The organism is Nocardioides endophyticus, from assembly GCF_039543845.1.
GTDB classification, from domain to species: Bacteria; Actinomycetota; Actinomycetes; order Propionibacteriales; family Nocardioidaceae; genus Nocardioides; species Nocardioides endophyticus.
The window spans coordinates 68,765-90,018 of sequence record NZ_BAABKN010000030.1 but is presented as its reverse complement, the minus strand read 5'-3'; the positions used below and the strand labels follow the sequence as shown (position 1 = coordinate 90,018).

Sequence of the window (21,254 nt, the reverse complement as noted above, 5' to 3'; positions counted from 1 at the left end):
GATGGCCTCCCAGAAAGTCCGACTGAGCCCGCAGTCCTTCGTGGAGCATGCGCTGGCGACGTCGATCGCCGACGACTGCATCGTGATCGTCCACGACAAGACCAGCGCCAACCTGCGCTGGGCCAACAACACGCTGACCACCAACGGCGTGATGCACGGCGTCGAGGTCACGGTGATCTCGTTCGTGCGCACCAGCGACGGCGTGGCAACGGGTTCGATGGCCGGTACGGCGACCGACCAGGCCGGCGTGACCGCGCTCGTCGAGGCCGCCGACGCGGCGGCACGCGCCGGCTCCCCCGCCGAGGATGCCGCCGAGCTGGTCCGCGACGCCGTCTCCCCCGACTGGGCCGAAGCGCCGGTCCCGACAGACATCCACGTGTACGACGCATTCGCGCCGGCGCTGGGCGAGGCGTTCGGCCGAGCCTCCGCCGAGGACCGGGTGCTCTACGGCTTCGTCAACCACGAGATGACCACGACGTACGTCGGCTCGACCACCGGGCTGCGGCTCCGCCACGTCCAGCCGACCGGTCACTACGGGTGCACCGGCAAACCGACCGACCTCTCGACCAGCGCCTGGGTCGGCGGGGCCACCCGCGACTTCGTCGGGGTCGACCCGCTCGCCCTGGACGCCGAGCTGGCCCGCCGGCTCGGCTGGGCGCAGCGTCGGGTCGACCTCCCTGCTGGCCGCTACGACACGATCCTGCCGCCGAGCACCGTCGCCGACCTGATGATCGACGCCTACTGGAGCGCCGGCGCGCGCGTCGCGCACGAGGGGCAATCCGTCTACAGCCGCCGCGGCGGCGGGACCCGCGTGGGCGAGCGGATCGCGTCCGCCGGCGTCAACCTCTTCTCGGACCCGGCGTACGACGGACTCCAGTGCGAGCCGTTCGCCGTGGCCTCGCGATCGGGCAACGAGTCCTCCGTCTTCGACAACGGGCTGCCGCTCGGGCGCACCGACTGGATCCGTGACGGCGAGCTCACGTCGCTGATCCAGACCCGGCAGTCCGCCGCGATGACCGGGCTGCCGGTGACACCGGCCATCGACAACCTGGTGCTGTCCGTCGACAGCGGCAGCGGCACGGAGGACGACCTGATCGCCGGCACCGAGCGCGGGCTGCTGCTCACGTGTCTCTGGTACATCCGCGAAGTCGACCCGCAGTCGCTGCTCCTCACCGGCCTGACCCGCGACGGTGTCTACCTCGTCGAGGGCGGCGAGATCACCGGCGTCGTCAACAACTTCCGGTTCAACGACAGCCCGGTCGACCTGCTCCGACGGTTCACGCACGCCTCGGAGACGGTGCCGAGCTTCAGCCGCGAGTGGGGCGACGACTACTTCTCTCGTACGGCGACCCCCGCGCTGCGGGTGCCGGACTTCAACATGTCGAGCGTCTCCCAAGCGCAGTAGGAATCTCTCGCTCTCGGATGCAACCGGACCTCCGGCCCGGGCGTATCCCGTGTGTTCGTCAACCGACGACCGACCACACACAGAAAGCGACTCCGTCATGCGCAGCACCCAGCTCGTCACGGGCGCCCTGGCCGTCGCCGCGACCTCCGCCCTCATCGGGCTGGGCGCGGCACCGGGCAATGCCCAGATCCTCGATGGTCAGCTCCCCGACCCGATGACCCCCGGCGTCACGCACGAGAGCGGCATCATGTTCGACTGCACCGGCAGGCTCGGCAAGCAGCCGATCCGCGTCAACCTCTACCAGAACCGGACCTACGGCAACTACATCGAGGCGCAGTACGGCGAGGGCGACCGGCACGAGGTCAGCATCGCCAAACAGGTCAAGCGCCCGTTCCTGCGCGACGGCAGGATCCGTGGCAAGGTCACCCTTGCCGGCAAGCCGCTGGCCGTCACCGGTACGGCCACCCCGACCAAGAGCGTCAAGAGGATCCACGACGTGGTCGAGGACGCCGGCCTGCGGATCGTCTCGCGGGGCACGCACCGGCGCTATGCCCACGACCTCACGGTCAGCTACCGCAAGCGCTCGACGACCCTGGTCTGCGACCCGGCCGTCGCGTTCCGGTTGAAGGTCACGAAGACGTCAATCGTCGATTGACGGATTTCCCCTCGGACGAGGGTGTTGGTGCCTTAGGTTCTGCCCGACACTACTGCTCGGAACGGAGCCCCATGCGCACCAGCGCCCTCGCCCGATTCACCGGCGGCATCGCCGCCTCAGTCCTGGGCCTCACGCTGCTCGGAGCCGCTCCGGCGATCGCCGACGAGCCGCCGCTCCCGGTCGTCGTCGACGACACGGTCACGCTCTACCCCGGTCAGTCGGCCCAGGTCGACGTGCTGGCCAACGACAGCTCCCCGACGGGCGACTCCCTCGCGCTGTGCCGGTTCCCGGAGCTGAACCTCGACAAGAAGCCGCCGGCCGTCATCGTGGCCCATGACTCGATGTTCTTCTCCGACGAGTCATCCGATCCCGGTGACGTCATGATCCTGGTGACCCCGCGGGCTCACGGCACCCACGTCATCGACTACTACGTCTGCGACCACACCCATCTGGTCCCCGCGAAGCTGACCGTGGTGGTCGGCGAGGTCGCGCCGGTCAAGGTGCACAAGATCGCCGGCAAGCCTGGCCGCCTCCGGGTGACCAACACCAACACCAAGACCATCCGCTTCTGGTTCGGACACCCGAAGGCGCTCCGTCCAGACGGCCGGATCAAGATCCCGGCCGGCAAGACCCGGACCGTGCGCGTCCAGCGTCACCGGATCGTGTGGATCGCGCTCATCGGCGCCGGATCCGGCAAGGCGAGCATGTTCGCCTCGCCGGGCATCGCCGACATGGGGACGGTGAGCAACATCAAGCTCAAGGGCAAGCCGCTCCCGAAGCCGAAGGAGCCGGACTTCGCGATCGACGAGGACGTCGAGGACCTGATCGGCCGCTGGCGCGCCTGACCCCGTCAGCCCGGATGTCCCCCTGGGACGGGGGCGTCCGGGTCGTACGGCGTCCGCGTGTAGATGAACGTCGCGACGTCGAGGTGGCTCACGCTGCCGTCGGCACGTCGTACGACGTGGAGCTCCTCTCCGGCGTGGTAGCCGGAGAGACCGACGGCGCGACCGTCGCGCACCGCGAACCGGTAGAGCTCGACACCGTTGCGCCGCCCGACCAGGTCGGCCGCCTCCATCGCGAACACGATGGGCGTGTTCCCCCAGTGCCAGACGCCGGGGACGCCGGCCAGCTCAGCCGGCAGCGCCGGCGACGGAGTCCACGGCAGCGGCATCGACGGCTCGCAGCGCTCGAGCTCGTCGAGCAGCTCGGTCACGAGCGCGGCCGGTGAGTAGCCGACCGTCGCGTTGGCCAGCACGACCCCACCGACGCGGCGGCCGCGGTCGACCAGGCAGGTGGCGAGGAAGCCCGGCATCGATCCGGTGTGCCCGGCGAGCGTCCCGGAGCCGCCCGGGAAGAGCTGGAACCCCAGCCCGTGCGCGTAGCGGACGCCGTCCTTCGGGTTGCCCGACTGCGGACCGAAGGCCTGCGCCAGCTCATCAGCCGAGAGCACCTCCGGGTGACCCTCCAGCAGGAACGTGGCGTAGCGCGCGAGGTCGGTGATCGTCGCCCAGACCTGACCCGCCGGCGCCATCGCGCCGGTGTCGGTCGCCGGCTCCGCCACCAGGGTCGACGCGTAGGGATGCACCGACCAACCCTGGGCCGCCGCGCCGTCGGGGAGGTACGACGTCCGCGTCATGCCGAGCGGGGCGAGCACTCGTGTCTCGACCGCCTCCCACCAGGTGGTGCCGAGCAGGCGGGCCGCGACCTCGCCGAGCAGCGCGTAGCCGAGGTTGGAGTAGTGGAACTCCTGGAGCGCCGGGAAGACGGCTCCCGATCCGTCGTTGGCGGCGGCGAGGTCGTCCCAGGACAGGCCCGCCGAGCGTTCCCACCACGACCCGACCGGCTCGGACTGCATCCCGGAGCTGTGGGCGAGCAGGGTGCGCAACGTGCGGTCGGCGTACCCGACCTCACCGAGCACGACCGAGGCCGGGTCGTCGAGACCGATGCGTCCGTCGCGGACCAGCTGGAGTACCAGCACGGCCGTCATCGTCTTGGTGATCGAGCCGATCCGGTACTGCACGTCGTGCGGATCGTGACCGGGCACCGCCGGCCCGCCGTACGAGTCGAACCACACGGGCTCCCCGTCGCGGACCAGCCCGGCCACGACCGACGGCAGCCGGCCGGTCGCTTGCGCGTGGGTGAGGCGCGCACGCAGGCGCCGGGCCGTCAGGTCGGCGACGGGTGCACTCACTCGTTCAGTCACTCAGCGAACGCTTCCAAAGGCGGGCACGCGCACACCAGGTTGCGGTCGCCGTACGCCTGGTCGATGCGGGCGACCGGCGGCCAGTACTTGTCCGGGTCGATCCCGGTCGGGAACACGGCGACCTCGCGCGAGTATGCGCGGTCCCACTCGCCGACCAGCGCGCGCGAGGTGTGCGGGGCGCCGCGCAGGGGCGAGTTCTCGGGGGTCCACTCCCCCGACGCGACGCGATCGATCTCGGCCCGGATCGCGATCATCGCCTCGATGAAGCGGTCGATCTCCGCGAGGTCCTCGGACTCCGTCGGCTCGACCATCAGGGTGCCGGCGACCGGGAACGACATCGTCGGGGCGTGGAAGCCGTAGTCGACCAGGCGCTTGGCGACGTCGTCGACCGTCACGCCGGTGTCCTTGGTCAGGCCACGCAGGTCGAGGATGCACTCGTGCGCGACCAGGCCGCCGTGGCCGCGGTAGAGCACCGGGTAGGCCTCACCCAGTCGAGTCGCGATGTAGTTGGCCGAGAGGACCGCGGCAGCGGTCGCACGGGTCAGGCCGGCGGCGCCCATCAGCCGGATGTAGGCCCACGAGATCGGCAGGATGCCCGCGGAGCCGTACGGCGCCGCACTGATCGGCCCGATGCCCGCGCGCTTGTCCTGCTCGGGGTGCATCGCATGCGAGGGCAGGTACGGCGCGAGGTGCGCGCGCACCGCGACCGGGCCGACGCCGGGTCCGCCGCCACCGTGCGGGATGCAGAAGGTCTTGTGCAGGTTGAGGTGCGAGACGTCGCCGCCGAACTCACCGGGCTTCGCAAAGCCCAGCAGGGCGTTGAGGTTCGCGCCGTCGACGTACACCTGGCCGCCGTGGTCGTGCACGATCGCGCAGAGCTCGGTGATGGTGTCCTCGTAGGCACCGTGCGTCGACGGGTAGGTCACCATGATCGCGGCGAGGTCGTCGGCGTGCTTCTCGCACTGCGCCCGCAGGTCGTCGAGGTCGACCTCGCCGCCGTCGCCGGACTTCACCACGACGACCTTCATGCCGGCCATCACGGCGGACGCGGCGTTGGTGCCGTGCGCGGAGCTCGGGATCAGGCAGACGTCACGGTGGGTGTCTCCGTTGGCGCGGTGGTATCCGCGGATCGCGAGCAGGCCGGCCAGCTCGCCCTGCGAGCCGGCGTTGGGCTGGATCGAGACCTGGTCGTAGCCGGTCACCTCGGCCAGCCAGCCCTCCAGGTCGTTGACGAGCTGGCGGTAGCCGGCAGCGTCCTCGGCCGGGGCGAAGGGGTGCAGGTCGGCGAAGCCCGGCAGCGAGATGGGCTCCATCTCGGTGGTCGCGTTGAGCTTCATCGTGCAGGAGCCCAGCGGGATCATGCCCCGGTCCAAGGCGTAGTCGCGCGCCGAGAGCTTGCGCAGGTAGCGCAGCATCGCGGTCTCGCTGTGGTGCGTGCTGAACACCTCGTGCGTGAGGTACGGCGTCGCACGCCGCAGTGCCTCGGGCAGGGCGTCGGCCGTGGCGGTGTCGACGGCGTCGAGGTCGACGCCCGCGATCGAGAACGCCTTGAGGACGCTGCTGATCGTCGAGCGCGTGGTGAGCTCGGAGGTCGTGATGCCGACGTGGTCGGCGTCGATCAGCCGGAGCTGCAGGCCGTAGCTGCGTGCGGTCGTGACGACGTCCGCCGCCCGGCCCTCGACCGGCACGGTCAGGGTGTCGAAGAAGTCGGCGTGCTCGACGGTGATGCCACCCTCGGCGAGCGCGGCGGCGAGCACCGCGGCGTACCGGTGGGTCCGCGTCGCGATCGACCGCAGGCCCGCCGGGCCGTGGTAGACGGCGTACATCGAGGCGACCACGGCCAGCAGCACCTGGGCGGTGCAGATGTTGGACGTCGCCTTGTCGCGTCGGATGTGCTGCTCGCGGGTCTGCAGGGCGAGGCGGTACGCCGGGCGGCCCTCGGCGTCGACCGAGACGCCGACCAGCCGACCCGGGAGGTGCCGCTCGAGGCCGGCGGCGACGGCCATGTAGCCCGCGTGCGGGCCGCCGTAGAACAGCGGGACGCCGAAGCGCTGGCTGGAGCCGACGACGACGTCAGCGCCCAGGGCACCGGGCGCCTCCAGCACGGTCAGTGCGAGCAGGTCCGCCGCGACGACGGCGAGAGCGTCGCGCTCATGCGCCTGCTCGATCACCGGGCGTGGGTCCAGCACGCGGCCGGACGTGCCGGGGTACTGCACGAGGACGCCGCACAGCCCGGACTCGAGCACAGCGGCCGGCAGGCCGTCTGCCAGGTCGGCGACGACGACCTCGATCCCCATCGCCTCGGCGCGGGTGCGCACCACGTCGATGGTCTGCGGCAGCGCGTCGGCGTCGACGACGAACGGGCCGGACGCCTTCCGGTTGCCGCGGCGTACCAACGTCATCGCCTCGGCCGCGGCAGTGCCCTCGTCGAGCAGCGACGCATTGGCGGTCGGCAGGCCCGTGAGGTCGCCGATCACGGTCTGGAAGTTCAGCAGCGCCTCGAGGCGGCCCTGCGAGATCTCCGGCTGGTACGGCGTGTAGGCGGTGTACCAGCTCGGGTCCTCGAGCACGTTGCGGCGGATCACCGGCGGGGTGATGGTGCCGTGGTAGCCGAGGCCGATCATCGCCTCACCGGGACGGTTGGCGTGGGCGATCGCCCGCAGCTCGCGAGATGCCGCCTGTTCGCTCAGCGGAACCGGCAGGTCGAGCGACTCCGCGGCCCGGATCGCGCCGGGCACCGCCGCGTCCATCAGGGCGTCGAGCGAATCGAACCCGAGCCGCCCGAGCATCGTCGCGATGTCGTCCTCGCGCAGGCCGATGTGGCGTTCGACGAACGGCAGCGCGCCGTCGAGCTCAGTGAGAGAGGGGTGATCTGACATCTGGTGGGCTCCTCGAAGATCGTTCGGGTGCCTCCCCCTCTGTCGCACCGCCGTTGGCGCTTCAGAGTGCCTGACCCGCACGGTCCGTTGGCCTGAGAGGTTCCGGGGAGGAATTGCCCCTTCGGCGCCCCGGGCCCCGCTAGTACCTGCGAGTTCCGGGGACTCTCCCGTGCAGGAGTGTCAGCGCGCCCAATCTACCCGGCGCTGGGGTGCGGACGCGAAAGCGGCCCGCCGCCACGAGGGCGACGGGCCGAATCTGATGTCGAAAGTCAGCTGATCTTGCGCGCCGCACGCCGGGCGGCGAGCTCGTCGCTCGCCAGTGGCGCCGCCTCGACCTCGGCGGTGCGCTCGGACGGTAGCTCCGCGAGGGTTCCCTCGATCTCGTTCCAGACGCCGCCGATCGCGATGCCGAACACACCCTGGCCACCCTGGAGCAGGTCGATGATCTCTTCGTTGTTGGTGCACTCGTAGACCGAGACGCCGTCGCTCATCAGCGTCACGCGGGTCAGGTCGTCGGTCCCCCGCTCACGCAGGTGCTGCACCGCCGTACGGATCTGCTGCAGCGAGATCCCGGCGTCGAGCAGTCGCTTGACGACCTTGAGCAGCAGGATGTCCTGGAAGGAGTAGAGCCGCTGCGACCCGGAGCCCTTCGCGCCGCGCACGGTGGGCTCGATCAGGCCGGTGCGGGCCCAGTAGTCGAGTTGGCGGTAGGTGATCCCGGCCGCGTTGCACGCCGTGGGACCCCGGTAGCCGGTGTCACTGGGCAGCGGAGAGACATCGTCGGTGAAGAGCAGACCCTGCTCCTCGGCCTCCTGGGCAGCGAGCGCCGAGTCGACGTCCGGCTGCTTCTCGATCTCTTTCACGCGGTCCTCCGGGGGCTACTCCGTCGATCGTAACTCTCCGGGGAAGGTGCCGGTCGGCCCGACGAACGGGCGTCACAGCGTTGGAGTTACAACAGAGACAGTTCAAGGTAGGCCGCGACCGCCCACCCGTCAAAGACGCTGGCGGCGTGTCGGAACCCTCAACCTCAGGTTGAGGGTGAGGTGTCAGTCGCGGTTGGTTTCCCCGGCCGACCGGGGAAACCGGTCACCCCTGGGGCGCGTCGAAGTCTTCGGGGGTGACCTGGTCGAGGAACTCGCGGAACTTCTCCACCTCGTCCTCCTGCTCAGCGGGTACGGCGAGGCCGGCCTCGTCGAGCACCTCGTCGGCGCACACGATCCGGGTGCCGGTGCGCAGCGCCAGCGCGATCGAGTCGGAGGGGCGTGCGCTCACCTCGGCGCCGGAGCCGAAGACGAGGTTGGCGAAGAAGACGCCGTCCTTGACCTCGGTGATCTGGACCTCGGTCAGCTCGTTGCCGGTCGCCTCGAGCACGTCCTTCAAGAGGTCGTGAGTCAGCGGGCGTGGCGGCACGACGCCCTGCTGGGCGAAGGCGATCGCGGTCGCCTCGACGGCGCCGATCCAGATGGGCAGGTAACGGTCACCCGACACCTCCCGCAGCAGCACGATCGGCTGGTTGGAGGGCATCTCGACCCTGACTCCCAAGACATCGACTTCGCGCACGACGCCCACCCTACTCCGGCCCGGTCGGGCGCCGAACCGCCGTACTTCTCGGGCTATCCCTGAGGTTCTCGGGCGTTGCAAAGCCCGAGAACCTCAGGGATACCCGGTCCACCGGGTATCCCTGGGATGAGCAGGTCAGAAGGTGCGCAGCCCGGCCTTGACCAGGGTGGCGTGCAGCCGGACCGAGAGCGCAGCAATCTCGCTGACCGTCTCCTCGGCCCGCGCCTTCGCGGCGGCGTCCCGGCCGCGCTTGTGGGGCGCTACGACCTGCTCGACTAGTCCGACCTCGCGGTCGGCGGAGGTCTTGAACGCCCGCAGGTGCCGAGGCTCGAAGCCGAAGTCGGCCAGCTCGCTGGCCGTCTGGGCGATCACGAGGGCGTCGGTGTCGTAGTGGCCGGTGCGTGAGGGCGTCACCAGCCCGTACTGCTCCAGCTCGCCGAGCAGCTCCTCGGAGATGTCCGCGATCTTCAGCAGCTCGCGCCGCGAGAGCCGCACGTTGTCGCGGCGCAGGAACGACTCCGGGCTCGGCATGCCGTCGGCGGCGAGCGCCACCTTCGGCACCGTCGGGACCACCGGCTCGATCGGCGGCGGCTCCAGGCCCCGGTCGATCGCGTCGAGGTGCTCCCCGATCACCCGGAGGGGCAGGTAGTGGTCGCGCTGCATCCGCAGCACGTAGCGCAGCCGCTCGACGTCCTCGACCGAGAACTTCCGGTAGCCGGCGGCCGTCCGCTCGGGCTTGATCAGCCCCTTGTCCTCGAGGAAGCGGATCTTCGGGATGGTGATGCCGGGAAAGTCCGGGCGGAGTCGGTCGAGGACCTCGCCGATGTTCATCCGTGCCCGCGACGGGACCGGGCCGGCAGCCGAGCCAGCGACGGTGCTCACCCGTCCGTGTGCCCCGAGAAGAAGACCAGCCGGAACTTGCCGATCTGCACCTCGTCCCCGTCGTTGAGCCGGACCCGGTCGATCCGGTCCCGGTTGACATAGGTGCCGTTGAGGCTGCCGACGTCACTGACCGTGAACGAGTCGCCCTGCCGGTGGAACTCCGCGTGCCGGCGCGACACCGTCACGTCGTCGAGGAAGATCTCGCTCTCGGGGTGCCGTCCGGCGCTGATGACGTCCTGGTCGAGCAGGAACCTGCTGCCTGAGCCGGGACCACGCTGGACGACGAGCAGGGCGTGGCCGGTCGGCAGCGCATCGACCGCGGCCGCGTCGACCGGGTTGAGCTGACGGTCGGAGGTCTCGGACTTGTCGGCCGCAGCGATCGAGATAGTCGCCGTCGACTCCCCCGACGGCTCACCCGCGGGGAGCGGCGGCTCGGCCTGCAGGCGGTTGCCGCACTGCGCGCAGAAGCGCGCGTCGTCGGGGTTCTGCGTGCCACACACTGTGCAGAACGGCATCGTCAGTCCTTCGTCTGTCGGCAAACCCTCTAGCCAGTCCTCGAGGCAGAACCCTCAGGGGTCGGTTGAGGGTGAAGGTTGCCCCGAACCTATCAGCCTGTCCAGTCCGATCAAGGGCAATCGCGGCGGGTCAGCCGTCGAGGGACGCCTGGTACGTCGAGGCGTCCATCAAGCCCTCGGGAGCGCCGCCCGCGCTGGGCACGACCTCGAAGAGCCAGCCCGCGCCGTACGGGTCGGTGTTGACCAGCTCAGGCGTCGCGTCGAGGGCGTCGTTGCGCGCGACGACCTCACCGGTGATCGGCGCGTAGACGTCGCTGACCGACTTGGTGGACTCGAGCTCACCGCAGGTGGAGCCGGCTTCGACGGCCGCCCCGACCTCGGGGAGCGAGACGTAGACGATGTCGCCGAGGGCGTCTTGGGCATACTCGGTGATGCCGATCCGCACCGAACCGGCGTGCTCCCCGGGCTCGCGGACCCACTCGTGCTCGCTGGTGTACTTCAGGTCGTCGGGGTACACGGGTCTCCTCGGGTCGGGTGCGGATGCGCCACCCGTGAGGTTACTGCGACGAGTCGGGCTCGGCGTACTCAGGCTTGCGCGGCTTCACCACGGACTCGATGTCGAGCGAGTCGAGCTCGTCGACCTCGACCGTGGCGCCGTCCTGCTCGAACTGTTCCCGCGGGCCTTTCGGGAAGTCAACGGCGCCGTGCAGCGCGCGTGGCTGCCCGATCACGTCGATGACGTACGGCGAGGTCACCAGCTGGCCGCCGACCTCGATGCCGCCGACGGCGTCCTCGAACGACGTCTGCGCCACGACCCGGACCTGCTCGTTGATCTGGATCGCCTCGGCACCGGCGGTGCGGAGCTCCTGAACCAGGTCGACCATCGAGTCGACGTCGACCGTGCCGTCGGTCTCGGTGACCGTGACCCGGATCCCCGGACCGGTGACGGGCACCAGCCCGGCCATGATCGACAGGTTGTCGGACTGCTTCTGGGCCTGGGCCAGCGCCGCCTCGCGGGCGCCGGTGCTCGAGCGCAGGTCGTCGCGGGTGCGCTCGAGCCGGGCGATCTCCGACTCGGCGCGCTGCGAGGTGTTGGTCAGGCCGTTGAGCAGGTCGATCAGGTCCTGTTCGCGCAGGCTCGCATAGGTGTCGTCGACGTTGGTGAAGCGTACCTGCGTGACCGCGGCGTAGCCCAGCAGCGCCAGCAGCACCGCGACGACGACCTGGCCGCGCGAGGGGCGCAGCATCGCGCGGCGCAGCCGCTCCCGCCCGGTCGGCTGGTCGGGCGTGGTCGGCTGGTCGGGGGTGGGCTCAGGCGCCAGCTCGTCGGGCCCGTCGACGTCAGGCATGGAAGATGTGCCGGCGGATCGCGGCCACGTTGGAGAAGATCCGGATGCCGAGGACGACGATGACGCCCGTCGAGAGCTGCCCGCCGACGCCGAGCTTGTCGCCCAGGAAGACGATCGCCGCGGCGATGACGACGTTGCTGATGAACGAGACGACGAAGACCTTGTCGTCGAAGATGCCGTCGAGGTAGGCGCGCAGGCCGCCGAAGACGGCGTCGAGGGCCGCCACCACGGCGATCGGCAGGTAGGGCTCCAGCCAGAGCGGGATGTCTGGCTGGAACACCACTCCCAGCACGATGCCGACCAGTAGCCCGAGTGCGGCGATCACGGCGCGGTCTCCTTCCCGTCGGGGCGACGGTTCTCCTCGGCGGTGCCCATCACCGCGTCGTGCGGCGGTCGCAGCTCGGCCGCCGGCAGGTCGATCTCATCGCGCCTGTCCGTCGTCACCTGGAACCCGAGCGCGTCCGCGGCGTTGCTGAAGGCGAGTCCGGTCGAGGTGTCGAGGAGGTTGGCCTCCAGCGCCTTGTTGTCTCCGATCGCCGACACGACGTACGGCGGCGAGAGCGGCGGGGTGAACCTGATGTTGATCGCGGCCCCGGAGTTGAAGATCGCCGAGCGCGCCGTCAGCCGCCTGTCGTTGATCGCGATCGCCTCGGCGCCGGCCGCCCAGAGACCGTTGGCCAGCAGGGCGAGGTCCTCGGCGCGGACGGCCTCTCCGTTCGGCGCATCATCGACGGTGATCACGATCCCGGGCCCCCTGACGGGGCCGTAGCCGGCCTGCGCGGCGAGGCGGTCGACCCGGTTGGCGGTCGTGCGCTCGGCGTCGGTCACCTCGTTCAGGGCGTCCTGGAGCCCCACGTTGCGCTCGCTCAGCCGGAGGATCCGGCCCTGGAGTTGGGCGGACTGGTCTCGGCGTTGGTCGATCTGGTGGAGCAGCGACTCACGGTTGGCGTCGGCGACGCCGGAGCCCTCCGAGGTCTGCACCGCTGCGACCGTGACGAGCATGCCGAACGCCGCGACGACTGCCGCCGCGACCCAGTGCCCCCGCCTGCCGGAGCCGCCGGCGCCGTGGTCCTCCACGCCCTGTCGGGCTCGCGCGGCCGCGCGCTGCTCGGCGACGTGCTGGTAGTCCTCGTCGAGCGACTCCTGGGTGATCAACGTCAGCAGCGGCGTGCGAGCCCGGTCCGGGACGGTGGGTGCGTCAGGCATCGGGCACCATCCGGCGACGTTCGGTCGTGCGCAGCAGCGTGCGCACCTGCCAGGCGTAGAGGATGCCGGCCCACCAGTAGAGCCCGATGCCCCACAGCGCGAACGCCCAGCCGAAGACCTCGGCCAGGGTCGCGACGGCACCGTCACCGTCGCCCAGGAGCAGCAACGGGAAGGCGTAGAGCAGGTTGAAGGTCGCGGCCTTGCCGAGGAAGTGCACCGGTAGTGCGCTGTAGCCGCGGGTGCGCAGCAACGGGACGAGACCCCAGAGCAGCAGGTCGCGCAGCGGCAGCGACAACGCCGCCCACCACGGGATGATGTCGCGCATGGCCAGTCCGACGACCACCGCGAGGATGTAGAGCCGATCGGCGACGGGGTCGAGGATCTGGCCGAGCACCGAGGTCTGGCCGAGCTTGCGCGCCAGATAGCCGTCGAGGAAGTCGGTGATGCCGGACAGCATCAGGACGCCGAGGGCGAGCCAGTCGGCTTCGGGGCCGAGGACGAGCCACAGGAAGAGTGGTACGCCGGCCAGCCGCAGCATGCTCAGCAGATTGGGCAGCGTCCACACGCGACTGCGCGTCGAGTCGTCTCCCACGTGTGCCTGCGCTTCTCCCTGGGTGTCTGCCGAGCACACCTTAACTGCCGGATCACGGCGTCCCCGATTCGCCGCTCGGGGCAGCCGCAACTCGACCGTCAGACCGGTTCGTCCAGGTGTGCCGCGTCGCGGATCTCGCCCACCAGCTCCTCGATCACGTCCTCGAGCGTGGCCAGGCCGAGCGTCGTACCCGATGCGTCCACCACCCGCGCCATGTGGGCGCCGCGGCGCTGCAAGGTCTCGAGCGCGTCGTGCAGCTGCGCATCGGTGGAGACCGGCGCGAACGGCCGGATCCACTTGTCGTCGACGGCGCGGGTACGCAGGTCGGGGTCGGTCTCCAGCACGTCCTTGATGTGCAGGTAGCCGACCAGCTCCCCGTCCTCCGCGGCCACCGGGAACCTGCTGTATCCCGTGGTCGCGCAGACCGCCTCCACGTCGGCGACCGACGCGCCACGCCGCACCGTGGTCAGCGACTCGGGTGTCATCAGCACCGCCGCGATCGTCTTCTCGGTGAAGCCGAGCGCACCGGTCAGACGGCCGTACTCGTCGGCTTCGAGGAGTCCCTCGCCGTGCGACTCCTCGACCAGCGCGGCGACCTCCTCACGGGTGTACGTCGAGCTCATCTCGTCGGTCAGCCGCGCGCCCAGCAGCCGGAGCACCACCGATGCGACGGCGTTGATCACGACGACGATCGGGCGGAGCACGGTCACGATGCCCCAGATCGGCGGTCCGAGCACGAGTGCGACCCGGTCCGGCCCGGCCAGGGCGATGTTCTTCGGGATCATCTCGCCGAGCACGACGTGCAGGTAGACGACGACGGTCAGCGCGATCACGAACGACACCGGGTGGAGGAGTCCCTCCGGCACGTGGACGGCGTGGAGCAGCGGCTCGACCAGGTGCGCGACCGCCGGTTCGCCGACCGCACCCAGGACCAGCGAGCACACGGTGATGCCGAGCTGGTTGACCGCGATCACCAGGGAGATGTTCTCCATCGCCTTGATCGTGGTGCGCGCCATCCGGGACCCGGCCTCGGCACGGGGCTCCAGCTGGGTACGGCGGGCCGACACGAGCGCGAACTCGGCGCCGACGAAGAACGCGTTGCCGAGCAGCAGGAAGACCGCCAGTGCGACGGCGGTGGCGCTGTTCACTTGTCCACCTCCGTCGCGGTGTCGAGCAGGCGGAGGGTGAGCCGGTCGATGCGCAGCCCGTCCATCCCGGCGACGGTGAGCACCGCCAGCTGCTCGCGCGGGTCGTCGGGGTCGGAGCGGTCAGGCACTCGGATCTCGGCGAGATCGCCGACGGCCGGCACGCGGCCCAGCTCTCGCATCACGAGGCCGCCGATCGTGTCGTAGTCCTCGTGGTCGGGCAGCTCGATCCCGGTCAGGTCCTCGACCTCGTCCGGGCGCAGCAGGCCGGACAGCGACCAGGTGCCGTCGCGGCGCCGGGAGTTGGCGCTCAGCCGGTCGTGCTCGTCCGCGATATCGCCGACGATCTCCTCGACGACGTCCTCGAGGGTCACGATCCCCGCGAACCCGCCGTACTCGTCCATCACGACCGCCATTTGGAAGCCGTCCGCGCGCAGCAGGGCGAGGAGCGGGTCGAGGCGCAGCGAGTCCGGCACGATGATGGGCTTCGCCATCAGATGCTTCACCTTGGTGGTCGCCCGCTCCCCGACGGGCAGCGCGACGGCGTGCTTGACGTGCACGGTGCCGACGATGTTCTCCTCTGCGTCGAGCACCGGGAAGCGGGAGTGTCCGGTCTCGCGGGTGCGCTCGATGAGCGCGGTCGCGCGGTCGTTGACGCCGAGGCTGGTCGACCGCACTCGGGGAGTCATGATCTCGCCGGCGGTGCGCGTCCCGAACTCCACGGAGCGCTCCATCAGCTCGGCCGTTTCGACGTCGAGGGTGCCGAGGATGGCCGAGCGCTGGATGAGCGAGGCGAGCTCGGTCGAGCTCCGGGCCGACCGCAGCTCCTCCTGGGGCTCGATGCCCAGGCGCCGTACGAAGGCGTTGGCGGAGCCGTTGAGGAGGCGGATCGGGCCGCGCATGACGGCGGTGAAGCCACGCTGGAAGCGCTGGGTCGCGCGAGCCACCTCCATCGGCTTGGCCAGGGCGAGGTTCTTGGGCACCAGCTCGCCGAAGATCATCGTGAGGATGGTGCCGAGGGTCAGGCCGATGCCGACCGCGACCGGGGTGATGGCACCTTCGGGGACGCCGGCGCTCGCGAGCGGGCCATCGATCAGGTCGGAGATCGCCGGCTCGGCCAGGTAGCCGATGGCCAGATTGGTGATCGTGATGCCGACCTGTGCGCCGGACAGCTGGGTGGAGAGCGTGCGGAGCGCCTGCTGGAGCCCCTTCGCGCTGGAGTCACCGGCCGCGGCGGCGTGGTCGACCTTGTTGCGGTCGACAGTGACGAACGAGAACTCCGCGGCGACGAAGACACCGCAGGCGAGGATCAGCAGCAACGCTGCGACCAGCAGTAGCCATGCAGTCATGTGTGCTCTCCCCTCGCGAGCTGAGCTGACTCGTCATGCAGTGGGGAGAGCTGGGGACTTTGAGAGCCGTCCATGGCTGGAGCGTCGGGTCCTCACGGGTGATGGGCTGGACCGGAGCATCGTACCGGCGACACGGCGGTGTCGACATTCCTCGCCGCTGTGCTCAGCCCAGCGTGAACGTCTAAGGTTCTCGCGTACTGCGGACCGCGCTCCTTCTCGGGAGGGCACCGCGCCACCGCGACGACGTGGAGACGCCCCGGCGATGTCCGTCCTCAGCGCACGCGACCGCCACCTGGTCGGCAGATTCTCGTACGGCGTGACGCCCGCGCTCGCCCGCGACGTACGCCGCGCCGGCGGCGGCGCCGCCTGGTTCGAGCGCCAGCTCTCGCCCGGCCGGGTGCCGGACCGGGCCGCCGACCGGATCCGTCGCTGGTGGCCCAGCCTGGACCGCGGCCCCACCGACCTGTGGCAGCGCAACGTCAAGGAGATCGAGGGCGGCTGGGAGGTGATGGCCGACTACCAGCGCTGGGTGCTGCTCCGCCGGATCCACTCGCGCCGCCAGGTGCACGAGATCATGACCGAGCTGTGGGAGCACCACTTCAACGTGCCGGTCAACGGCGATGCCGCCTTCACCTGGCGTGCCGACTTCGGCAACGTCATCCGCGCCCACGCAATCGGTCGCTTCGACCAGCTGCTCCGCGCGGTCGTCACGCACCCGGCGATGCTGATCAGCCTCGACAACGTCAGCTCGACCAAGCAGTTCCCCAACGAGAACCTGGGCCGCGAGCTGCTCGAGCTGCACACCGTCGGCCGCGCGGCGTACGACGAGAAGGACGTCAAGGCCTCGGCACGGATCCTCACCGGGTGGACCGTGGACATGTGGCAGACGTTCCGGGCCGAGTACGACCAGGAGCGACACAGCCGGGGCCGGGTCAAGGTGCTGGGCTTCCAGCACCGCAACGCGCGCGCCGACGGCCGCGAGGTCACCCGCGAGTACCTGCACTACCTGGCCCACCACCCCGCCACCGCTCGCCGCGTGGCGCGCCGGATCGCGGTGAAGTTCGTCCGCGACGAGCCGTCGCCCGAGCTGGTCAGGCAGCTCGCGCGGGTCTACCTGCGCAACAACACCGAGATCCGTCCGGTGCTGCGCGCGCTCGTGGAGTCGCGCGCGTTCCGGAAGTCGGTCGGCACCAAGGTCCGCGATCCCGGTGAGGACCTGGTCGCGACGTACCGCGCCCTCGGCGTGCAGATCGCCCGTCCGCCGGCCGGAGACCGTGGCGACAGCTACGCCGCCAACCAGATGCTCTGGCAGGTGGCCGGCCTGGGGATCACGCCGTTCGCCTGGCCGCGGCCGGACGGTCAGCCGATCGACAACGCCTCCTGGGCGTCACCCGGCCGGCTGATCGCGTCGATGTCCATGCACCAGAGCCTGGCCGGGGGCTGGTGGCCCAAGGACGGCGCGCACTACCGGCGGCCGGAGGCATGGCTCCCGAAGCGGTCGATCCGGTTCGACGACCTCGTCGACGACATGTCGCGGCGGATCCTGCACCGGCCCGCCACTCCGCGCCTGGTCGAGGCCTGCTGCCAGGCGACCGGCTGTCGGCAGCGCGAACGGATCACGGCCGACCACGCACTGGTGCGGTGGCAGATGCCCCGCCTCCTGTCCACCATGCTCGACTCCCCCGCCCACCTGACCCGGTGACGACGATGACCTCACAGACTGACCAGACCCCCGCCGACGCCTGCTGCGCCGAGTTCGCCGCCGTGTCGCGACGCGGCCTCTTCTCCGGAGCGATCGCGCTGGCCGGAGCGACCACGTTCGTCGGCTCTGCAGCGATCACGACCTCGGCCTCGTCTGCTGCTCCTGCCCCCTCGGTGCTGGTCGTGGTGTCCCTGCGTGGGGCCGCCGACGGGCTCTCGCTCGTGGTGCCGCACGCCGACCCCGCCTACCACCAGGCCCGACCCGGCATCGCCGTACCCACCGACCGGCTGCTGGCCCGTGACGGGATGTTCGGCCTGCACCCCGAGCTCGCGCCGCTGCTGCCGCTGTGGACCAACGGCACGCTGGCCGCCGTACACGCGACCGGACTGCCTGCCCCCAACCGCTCGCACTTCGCCGCGATGGAGGCGGTCGAGGACGCCGACCCGGGATCCGCCGCGCGCAGCGGCTGGCTCAACCGGCTGATCGGGACCACCGCGGGCAGCTCACCGCTGCAGGGCTTCAACCTGGCGGGCGGGGTGACGCCGACGTCCCTCTTCGGGCGGTCGGCGACCATGTCGGCCGGCAAGGTCGACGACGTCCGGCTGCCCGGAGAGGGCGACGACGACCAGGGCCGGCGCCGCCGGTCGCTACGCACGATGTGGGACCACGACAGGTCGGTGCTGGCGCGCGGTATGCGCGCGACGTACGCCGCCGTCGACGAGTTCGGTCCGGCGAAGCAGGCGGTCGACAACACCGCGAGCTATCCGGCGACCGACCTCGGCAAGGCGCTGGCCCAGGTGGCTCGCGCGATCCGCGGCAACGTCGGCATCGAGGCGGTGACCGTCGACCAGGGCGACTGGGACATGCACTCCGGCATGGGGACGGCCGACCGCGGCTGGATGGTCGACAACACCCGCGAGCTGGCGGGCGCGATCGCGGCGTTCTTCGGCGACCTCGGCGACCAGGCCGGCAAGGTGACGCTGGTGACCATCAGCGAGTTCGGCCGTCGGGTCGTCGAGAACGCCAGCCAGGGGCTCGACCACGGCTACGGCAACGTCATGTTCGTCGCCGGCGCGGGCGTCCGCGGCGGGCAGTACTACGGCACCTGGCCCGGACTCGGCAAGACCGACGACGCCGACCTCCTGGTGACGACCGACTACCGCAGCGTCCTCGCCGAGATCGTGTCGAAGCGGTTCGGGGCGTCGACCGCCACGGTCTTCCCACGCTTCTCCCCCGAGACTGTCGGCGTGATGACCTCGCTGTAGGCCATGGACAAGAACACGTTCTAGTTGCCACAGTGGCGCCGTGCGAGTCATCCAGTGGGCAACGGGCAGCGTCGGCAAGGCCGCGATCGAGGGCATCCTGCTCCATCCCGATCTCGAGCTGGTCGGCTGTTGGGTCCACTCCGACACCAAGAACGGCGTCGACGTCGGCGAGATCGTCGGGATCGCGCCGCTCGGCGTCGCGGCCACCAGCAGCGTCAACGAGATCCTGGCGATGGACGCCGACTGCGTCCTCTACGCGCCGCTGATCCCGAACCGCGACGAGGTCGCCGCGATCCTGCGCTCCGGCAAGAACGTCGTGACGCCGGTCGGCTGGTTCTACCCCACCGAGCGCGACGGCGCGCCGCTCGCCGCGGCCTGTGCCGAGGCAGGGACCAGCCTGCACGGCACCGGCATCAACCCCGGCGGCATCACCGAGCTGCACCCGCTGATGTTCTCGGCGCTGTCGTCGGCGGTGACCTACGTCAGGGGCGAGGAGTTCTCCGACATCCGCACCTACAACGCGCCTGACGTCGTACGCCACATCATGATGTTCGGCGGCCAGCCCGACGAGGCGATGGGTGGTCCCATGCTCGGGCTGCTCTCGGGCGGCTTCATCCAGGCGGTGCGGATGTGCCTGGACACGCTGGGCTTCTCGGCGGACGCCGAGATCCGCACCTCGCAGGAGGTCGCCGTGGCCACGGCTCCGATCGAGACTCCGATCGGTGTGATCGAGCCGGGCCTGGTCGCCGGCCAGCGGTTCGTCTGGGAGGCGTTCGTCGGTGAGACCTGCGTCGTCCGCATCGCCGTCAACTGGTTGATGGGCGAGGAGCACCTCTCACCGGCGTGGCCGTTCGGCCCCGAGGGCGAACGGTTCGAGATCGAGGTCCAGGGCGACCCCAACACCTTCGTCACCATCAAGGGCTGGCAGCCCGAGACGGTCGAGGAAGGTCTCATCCGCAACCCGGGTGTGGTCGCCACCGCGATGCACTGCGTGAACTCGATCCCGTACGTCGTCGCCGCCGACCCGGGCATCCAGACCTACCTGGACCTGCCGCTCATCGCCGGTCGGGCGCATCCGGACCTGCGCTGAGCTGGACGCGCCACACCCGTGGTGTGGTCACCAACCGCAGAAGTCCGGTCCCCGGCATGCGATTGGTGACCAAACGACAGGTCAACGGCCGCCCCGCAACCCAGCGGTGACCCAGCAACCAAATCGGCCCGGTCAAGACCCTGATTCGGTTGCTCACGCACCGCCGCCCGGCGTGCGCCCGCGGTTTGGTCACCAACCGCAGAGATCCAGGCCCCGGGACATGCGGTTTGTGACCAATCGGCACGTGCACACAGCCGACCGCCCCCGGCGGTGCGCCAGCAACCGAGTCCGCCCAGACACCGGTTGCTGACACACCGCCCCCGCGGTACGCCGAACGGGCGCCCTACCGGATCTTGTTCAGCCGGTCGACGGCCTCCTCGAACTCCGCGATCAGCGACGCCATCACGTCGGCGACGGGGCGGACCTCGTTCATCCGGCCGACAATCTGACCGATCGGCATCGAGATCACGTCCGGGTTGTTGGAGGCGCTGATCCGGTTGTGTGCCTCGGCGACGAGCAGGTTCTGCAGCGGCATCGGCAGTGGCGTCGGTGCGCCCTCCTCGGCCCAGGCCTCGGTCCACTTGGTCTTGAGCAGGCGAGCGGGCTTGCCGGTGTAGACGCGGGTCCGCACGGTGTCGGACGACGTCGCGCGGGTGAACGCGGTCTCCCACGCCTCGGAGTTGGCGGCCCCCATCAGCTGGTACTCCGCCGTGCCGAGCCAGATGGAGCCCATCCAGGCACCCTGGGAGCCGAGCGCGAGCGACGCGGCGATCTGGCGACCGGAGCCGATACCGCCGGCGCCGAGCACGGGTACGTCGGGGCCGACCGCGTCGACGATGTCAGGCTGCAGCACCATGCTGGCGACCTCGCCGGTGTGCCCGCCGGCCTCGTAACCCTGGGCCACGATGATGTCGACGCCGTTGCGCACGTGCGACAGCGCGTGCTTGGCGGCCCCGGCGAGGGCGGCGACCTTGATGCCGTGCTCGTGGCACTTCTCGATGACGTCGACCGGCGGCGAGCCGAGCGCGTTGGCGATCAGCACCGGGCGGTGCTTGAGCGCGACGTCGAGGTGCGAGCGCGCGACGGAGTGCAGCCAGCCGAGCACGCCCTCGCGCCCCTCGCCCTCGGGGAGCGGAGGTACGCCGAGTCTCAGCAGCGTCTCGTCGACGAACTTCTTGTGCTCCTCGGGGATCATCGCGCCGAGGTCCAGCGACGTGCCCTCGGTCGGGATCTTCATCGGCATCACGATGTCGACGCCGTACGGCTTGCCGTCGGTGTTGTCGTCGAGCCAGCTCAAGGTCTTCTCGACCTCGTCGGCGTCGTTGAACCGAACGCAGCCGAGGACGCCGAGCCCACCGGCGCGCGACACGGCGGCCGCGACGTGCTCGGACGGGGTGAACGCGAAGATCGGGTACTCGATCCCGAACTCTTCACACAACGGGGTGCGCATGGGTGCC

The 21,254-nt window shown here is 70.4% G+C and carries 20 protein-coding genes and 1 riboswitch; of the genes, 6 read left to right on the top strand and 14 right to left on the bottom strand.

What is annotated here, in order from left to right; all coding sequences use genetic code 11:
• Position 1: 1 nt before the first annotated feature.
• From ABEA33_RS22650 to ABEA33_RS22640, 3 genes are all read left to right on the top strand, one after another.
• A complete protein-coding gene (locus tag ABEA33_RS22650; protein ID WP_345529339.1) occupies positions 2-1,405 on the top strand; it encodes a metallopeptidase TldD-related protein in 1,404 nt (467 codons plus the stop codon).
• 97 nt (positions 1,406-1,502) lie between these two features.
• Positions 1,503-2,060: a hypothetical protein gene (locus ABEA33_RS22645; protein ID WP_345529338.1), complete on the top strand. Its 558-nt coding sequence runs from the start codon at positions 1,503-1,505 to the stop codon at positions 2,058-2,060.
• 71 nt (positions 2,061-2,131) lie between these two features.
• Positions 2,132-2,905: an Ig-like domain-containing protein gene (locus tag ABEA33_RS22640; protein ID WP_345529337.1), complete on the top strand. Its 774-nt coding sequence runs from the start codon at positions 2,132-2,134 to the stop codon at positions 2,903-2,905.
• Between the two features lie 5 nt (positions 2,906-2,910).
• On the opposite strand, the gene ABEA33_RS22635 is transcribed toward ABEA33_RS22640, so the two are convergent.
• The 13 genes from ABEA33_RS22635 to ABEA33_RS22575 form a co-directional block, all read right to left on the bottom strand.
• Complete coding sequence (locus ABEA33_RS22635) at positions 2,911-4,251, bottom strand: serine hydrolase domain-containing protein (protein WP_345529336.1); 1,341 nt, start codon at positions 4,249-4,251, stop codon at positions 2,911-2,913.
• 8 nt (positions 4,252-4,259) lie between these two features.
• Complete coding sequence (gcvP, locus tag ABEA33_RS22630) at positions 4,260-7,142, bottom strand: aminomethyl-transferring glycine dehydrogenase (RefSeq protein WP_345529335.1); 2,883 nt, start codon at positions 7,140-7,142, stop codon at positions 4,260-4,262.
• A 70-nt stretch (positions 7,143-7,212) separates the two neighbouring features.
• Positions 7,213-7,322, bottom strand: a riboswitch (glycine riboswitch).
• Between the two features lie 89 nt (positions 7,323-7,411).
• Complete coding sequence (locus tag ABEA33_RS22625) at positions 7,412-8,005, bottom strand: MerR family transcriptional regulator (protein ID WP_345529334.1); 594 nt, start codon at positions 8,003-8,005, stop codon at positions 7,412-7,414.
• 223 nt (positions 8,006-8,228) lie between these two features.
• Positions 8,229-8,702 carry a bifunctional nuclease family protein gene (locus ABEA33_RS22620; protein ID WP_345523794.1) on the bottom strand — a complete coding sequence of 158 codons (474 nt, stop codon included), beginning with the start codon at positions 8,700-8,702 and terminating at the stop codon, positions 8,229-8,231.
• Between the two features lie 135 nt (positions 8,703-8,837).
• Positions 8,838-9,584, bottom strand: a complete 747-nt coding sequence (ftsR, locus tag ABEA33_RS22615) for a transcriptional regulator FtsR (protein ID WP_345529333.1) — start codon at positions 9,582-9,584, stop codon at positions 8,838-8,840.
• Entirely contained in the window at positions 9,581-10,099 is a 519-nt protein-coding gene (locus tag ABEA33_RS22610; RefSeq protein WP_345529332.1) for a zinc-ribbon and FHA domain-containing protein, read from the bottom strand. The genes ftsR and ABEA33_RS22610 overlap by 4 nt, the downstream gene beginning before the upstream one ends.
• Positions 10,100-10,229: 130 nt before the next feature.
• The gene (gene gcvH / locus ABEA33_RS22605; RefSeq protein ID WP_345529331.1) at positions 10,230-10,616 is read right to left on the bottom strand and encodes a glycine cleavage system protein GcvH; all 387 of its coding nucleotides are present in this window, start codon (positions 10,614-10,616) and stop codon (positions 10,230-10,232) included.
• Between the two features lie 40 nt (positions 10,617-10,656).
• The gene (locus tag ABEA33_RS22600) at positions 10,657-11,448 is read right to left on the bottom strand and encodes a DUF881 domain-containing protein (RefSeq protein WP_345529330.1); all 792 of its coding nucleotides are present in this window, start codon (positions 11,446-11,448) and stop codon (positions 10,657-10,659) included.
• Complete coding sequence (locus ABEA33_RS22595) at positions 11,441-11,773, bottom strand: small basic family protein (RefSeq protein ID WP_345529329.1); 333 nt, start codon at positions 11,771-11,773, stop codon at positions 11,441-11,443. Before ABEA33_RS22595 ends, ABEA33_RS22600 begins: the two co-directional genes overlap by 8 nt.
• Positions 11,770-12,654: a DUF881 domain-containing protein gene (locus tag ABEA33_RS22590; RefSeq protein ID WP_345529328.1), complete on the bottom strand. Its 885-nt coding sequence runs from the start codon at positions 12,652-12,654 to the stop codon at positions 11,770-11,772. Before ABEA33_RS22590 ends, ABEA33_RS22595 begins: the two co-directional genes overlap by 4 nt.
• The gene (gene clsA / locus ABEA33_RS22585) at positions 12,647-13,246 is read right to left on the bottom strand and encodes a cardiolipin synthase ClsA (protein WP_345529327.1); all 600 of its coding nucleotides are present in this window, start codon (positions 13,244-13,246) and stop codon (positions 12,647-12,649) included. Before clsA ends, ABEA33_RS22590 begins: the two co-directional genes overlap by 8 nt.
• Before the next feature lie 98 nt (positions 13,247-13,344).
• Positions 13,345-14,394, bottom strand: coding sequence for a hemolysin family protein (locus ABEA33_RS22580; protein WP_345529326.1), 1,050 nt, complete (start codon positions 14,392-14,394; stop codon positions 13,345-13,347).
• Positions 14,391-15,740, bottom strand: coding sequence for a hemolysin family protein (locus ABEA33_RS22575; RefSeq protein ID WP_345529325.1), 1,350 nt, complete (start codon positions 15,738-15,740; stop codon positions 14,391-14,393). Before ABEA33_RS22575 ends, ABEA33_RS22580 begins: the two co-directional genes overlap by 4 nt.
• A 262-nt stretch (positions 15,741-16,002) precedes the next feature.
• On the opposite strand from ABEA33_RS22575, the gene ABEA33_RS22570 reads away from it, so the two are divergent.
• The 3 genes from ABEA33_RS22570 to ABEA33_RS22560 are packed head-to-tail and all read left to right on the top strand — an operon-like array spanning position 16,003 to position 19,797.
• Complete coding sequence (locus ABEA33_RS22570) at positions 16,003-17,442, top strand: DUF1800 domain-containing protein (protein WP_345529324.1); 1,440 nt, start codon at positions 16,003-16,005, stop codon at positions 17,440-17,442.
• Positions 17,443-17,447: 5 nt separating this feature from the next.
• Positions 17,448-18,707 carry a DUF1501 domain-containing protein gene (locus tag ABEA33_RS22565; protein WP_345529323.1) on the top strand — a complete coding sequence of 420 codons (1,260 nt, stop codon included), beginning with the start codon at positions 17,448-17,450 and terminating at the stop codon, positions 18,705-18,707.
• Positions 18,708-18,747: 40 nt separating this feature from the next.
• Positions 18,748-19,797: an NAD(P)H-dependent amine dehydrogenase family protein gene (locus ABEA33_RS22560; RefSeq protein ID WP_345529322.1), complete on the top strand. Its 1,050-nt coding sequence runs from the start codon at positions 18,748-18,750 to the stop codon at positions 19,795-19,797.
• A 343-nt stretch (positions 19,798-20,140) separates the two neighbouring features.
• Here the strand turns inward: ABEA33_RS22560 and ABEA33_RS22555 are convergent, their stop codons facing one another.
• Positions 20,141-21,247 (bottom strand): NAD(P)H-dependent flavin oxidoreductase, encoded by a 1,107-nt coding sequence (locus ABEA33_RS22555; RefSeq protein WP_345529321.1) that lies wholly within the window; start codon positions 21,245-21,247, stop codon positions 20,141-20,143.
• Positions 21,248-21,254: the final 7 nt, after the last annotated feature.

Coding starts and splice junctions, on each gene's coding strand:
- ABEA33_RS22555 (WP_345529321.1), bottom strand. CDS start 21,247: ATGCGCACCCCGTTGTGTGAAGAGTTCGGGATCGAGTACCCGATCTTC.
- gcvP (WP_345529335.1), bottom strand. CDS start 7,142: ATGTCAGATCACCCCTCTCTCACTGAGCTCGACGGCGCGCTGCCGTTC.
- ABEA33_RS22565 (WP_345529323.1), top strand. CDS start 17,448: ATGACCTCACAGACTGACCAGACCCCCGCCGACGCCTGCTGCGCCGAG.
- ABEA33_RS22570 (WP_345529324.1), top strand. CDS start 16,003: ATGTCCGTCCTCAGCGCACGCGACCGCCACCTGGTCGGCAGATTCTCG.
- ABEA33_RS22610 (WP_345529332.1), bottom strand. CDS start 10,099: ATGCCGTTCTGCACAGTGTGTGGCACGCAGAACCCCGACGACGCGCGC.
- ABEA33_RS22575 (WP_345529325.1), bottom strand. CDS start 15,740: ATGACTGCATGGCTACTGCTGGTCGCAGCGTTGCTGCTGATCCTCGCC.
- ABEA33_RS22590 (WP_345529328.1), bottom strand. CDS start 12,654: ATGCCTGACGCACCCACCGTCCCGGACCGGGCTCGCACGCCGCTGCTG.
- ABEA33_RS22640 (WP_345529337.1), top strand. CDS start 2,132: ATGCGCACCAGCGCCCTCGCCCGATTCACCGGCGGCATCGCCGCCTCA.
- ABEA33_RS22650 (WP_345529339.1), top strand. CDS start 2: ATGGCCTCCCAGAAAGTCCGACTGAGCCCGCAGTCCTTCGTGGAGCAT.
- ABEA33_RS22600 (WP_345529330.1), bottom strand. CDS start 11,448: ATGCCTGACGTCGACGGGCCCGACGAGCTGGCGCCTGAGCCCACCCCC.
- ABEA33_RS22645 (WP_345529338.1), top strand. CDS start 1,503: ATGCGCAGCACCCAGCTCGTCACGGGCGCCCTGGCCGTCGCCGCGACC.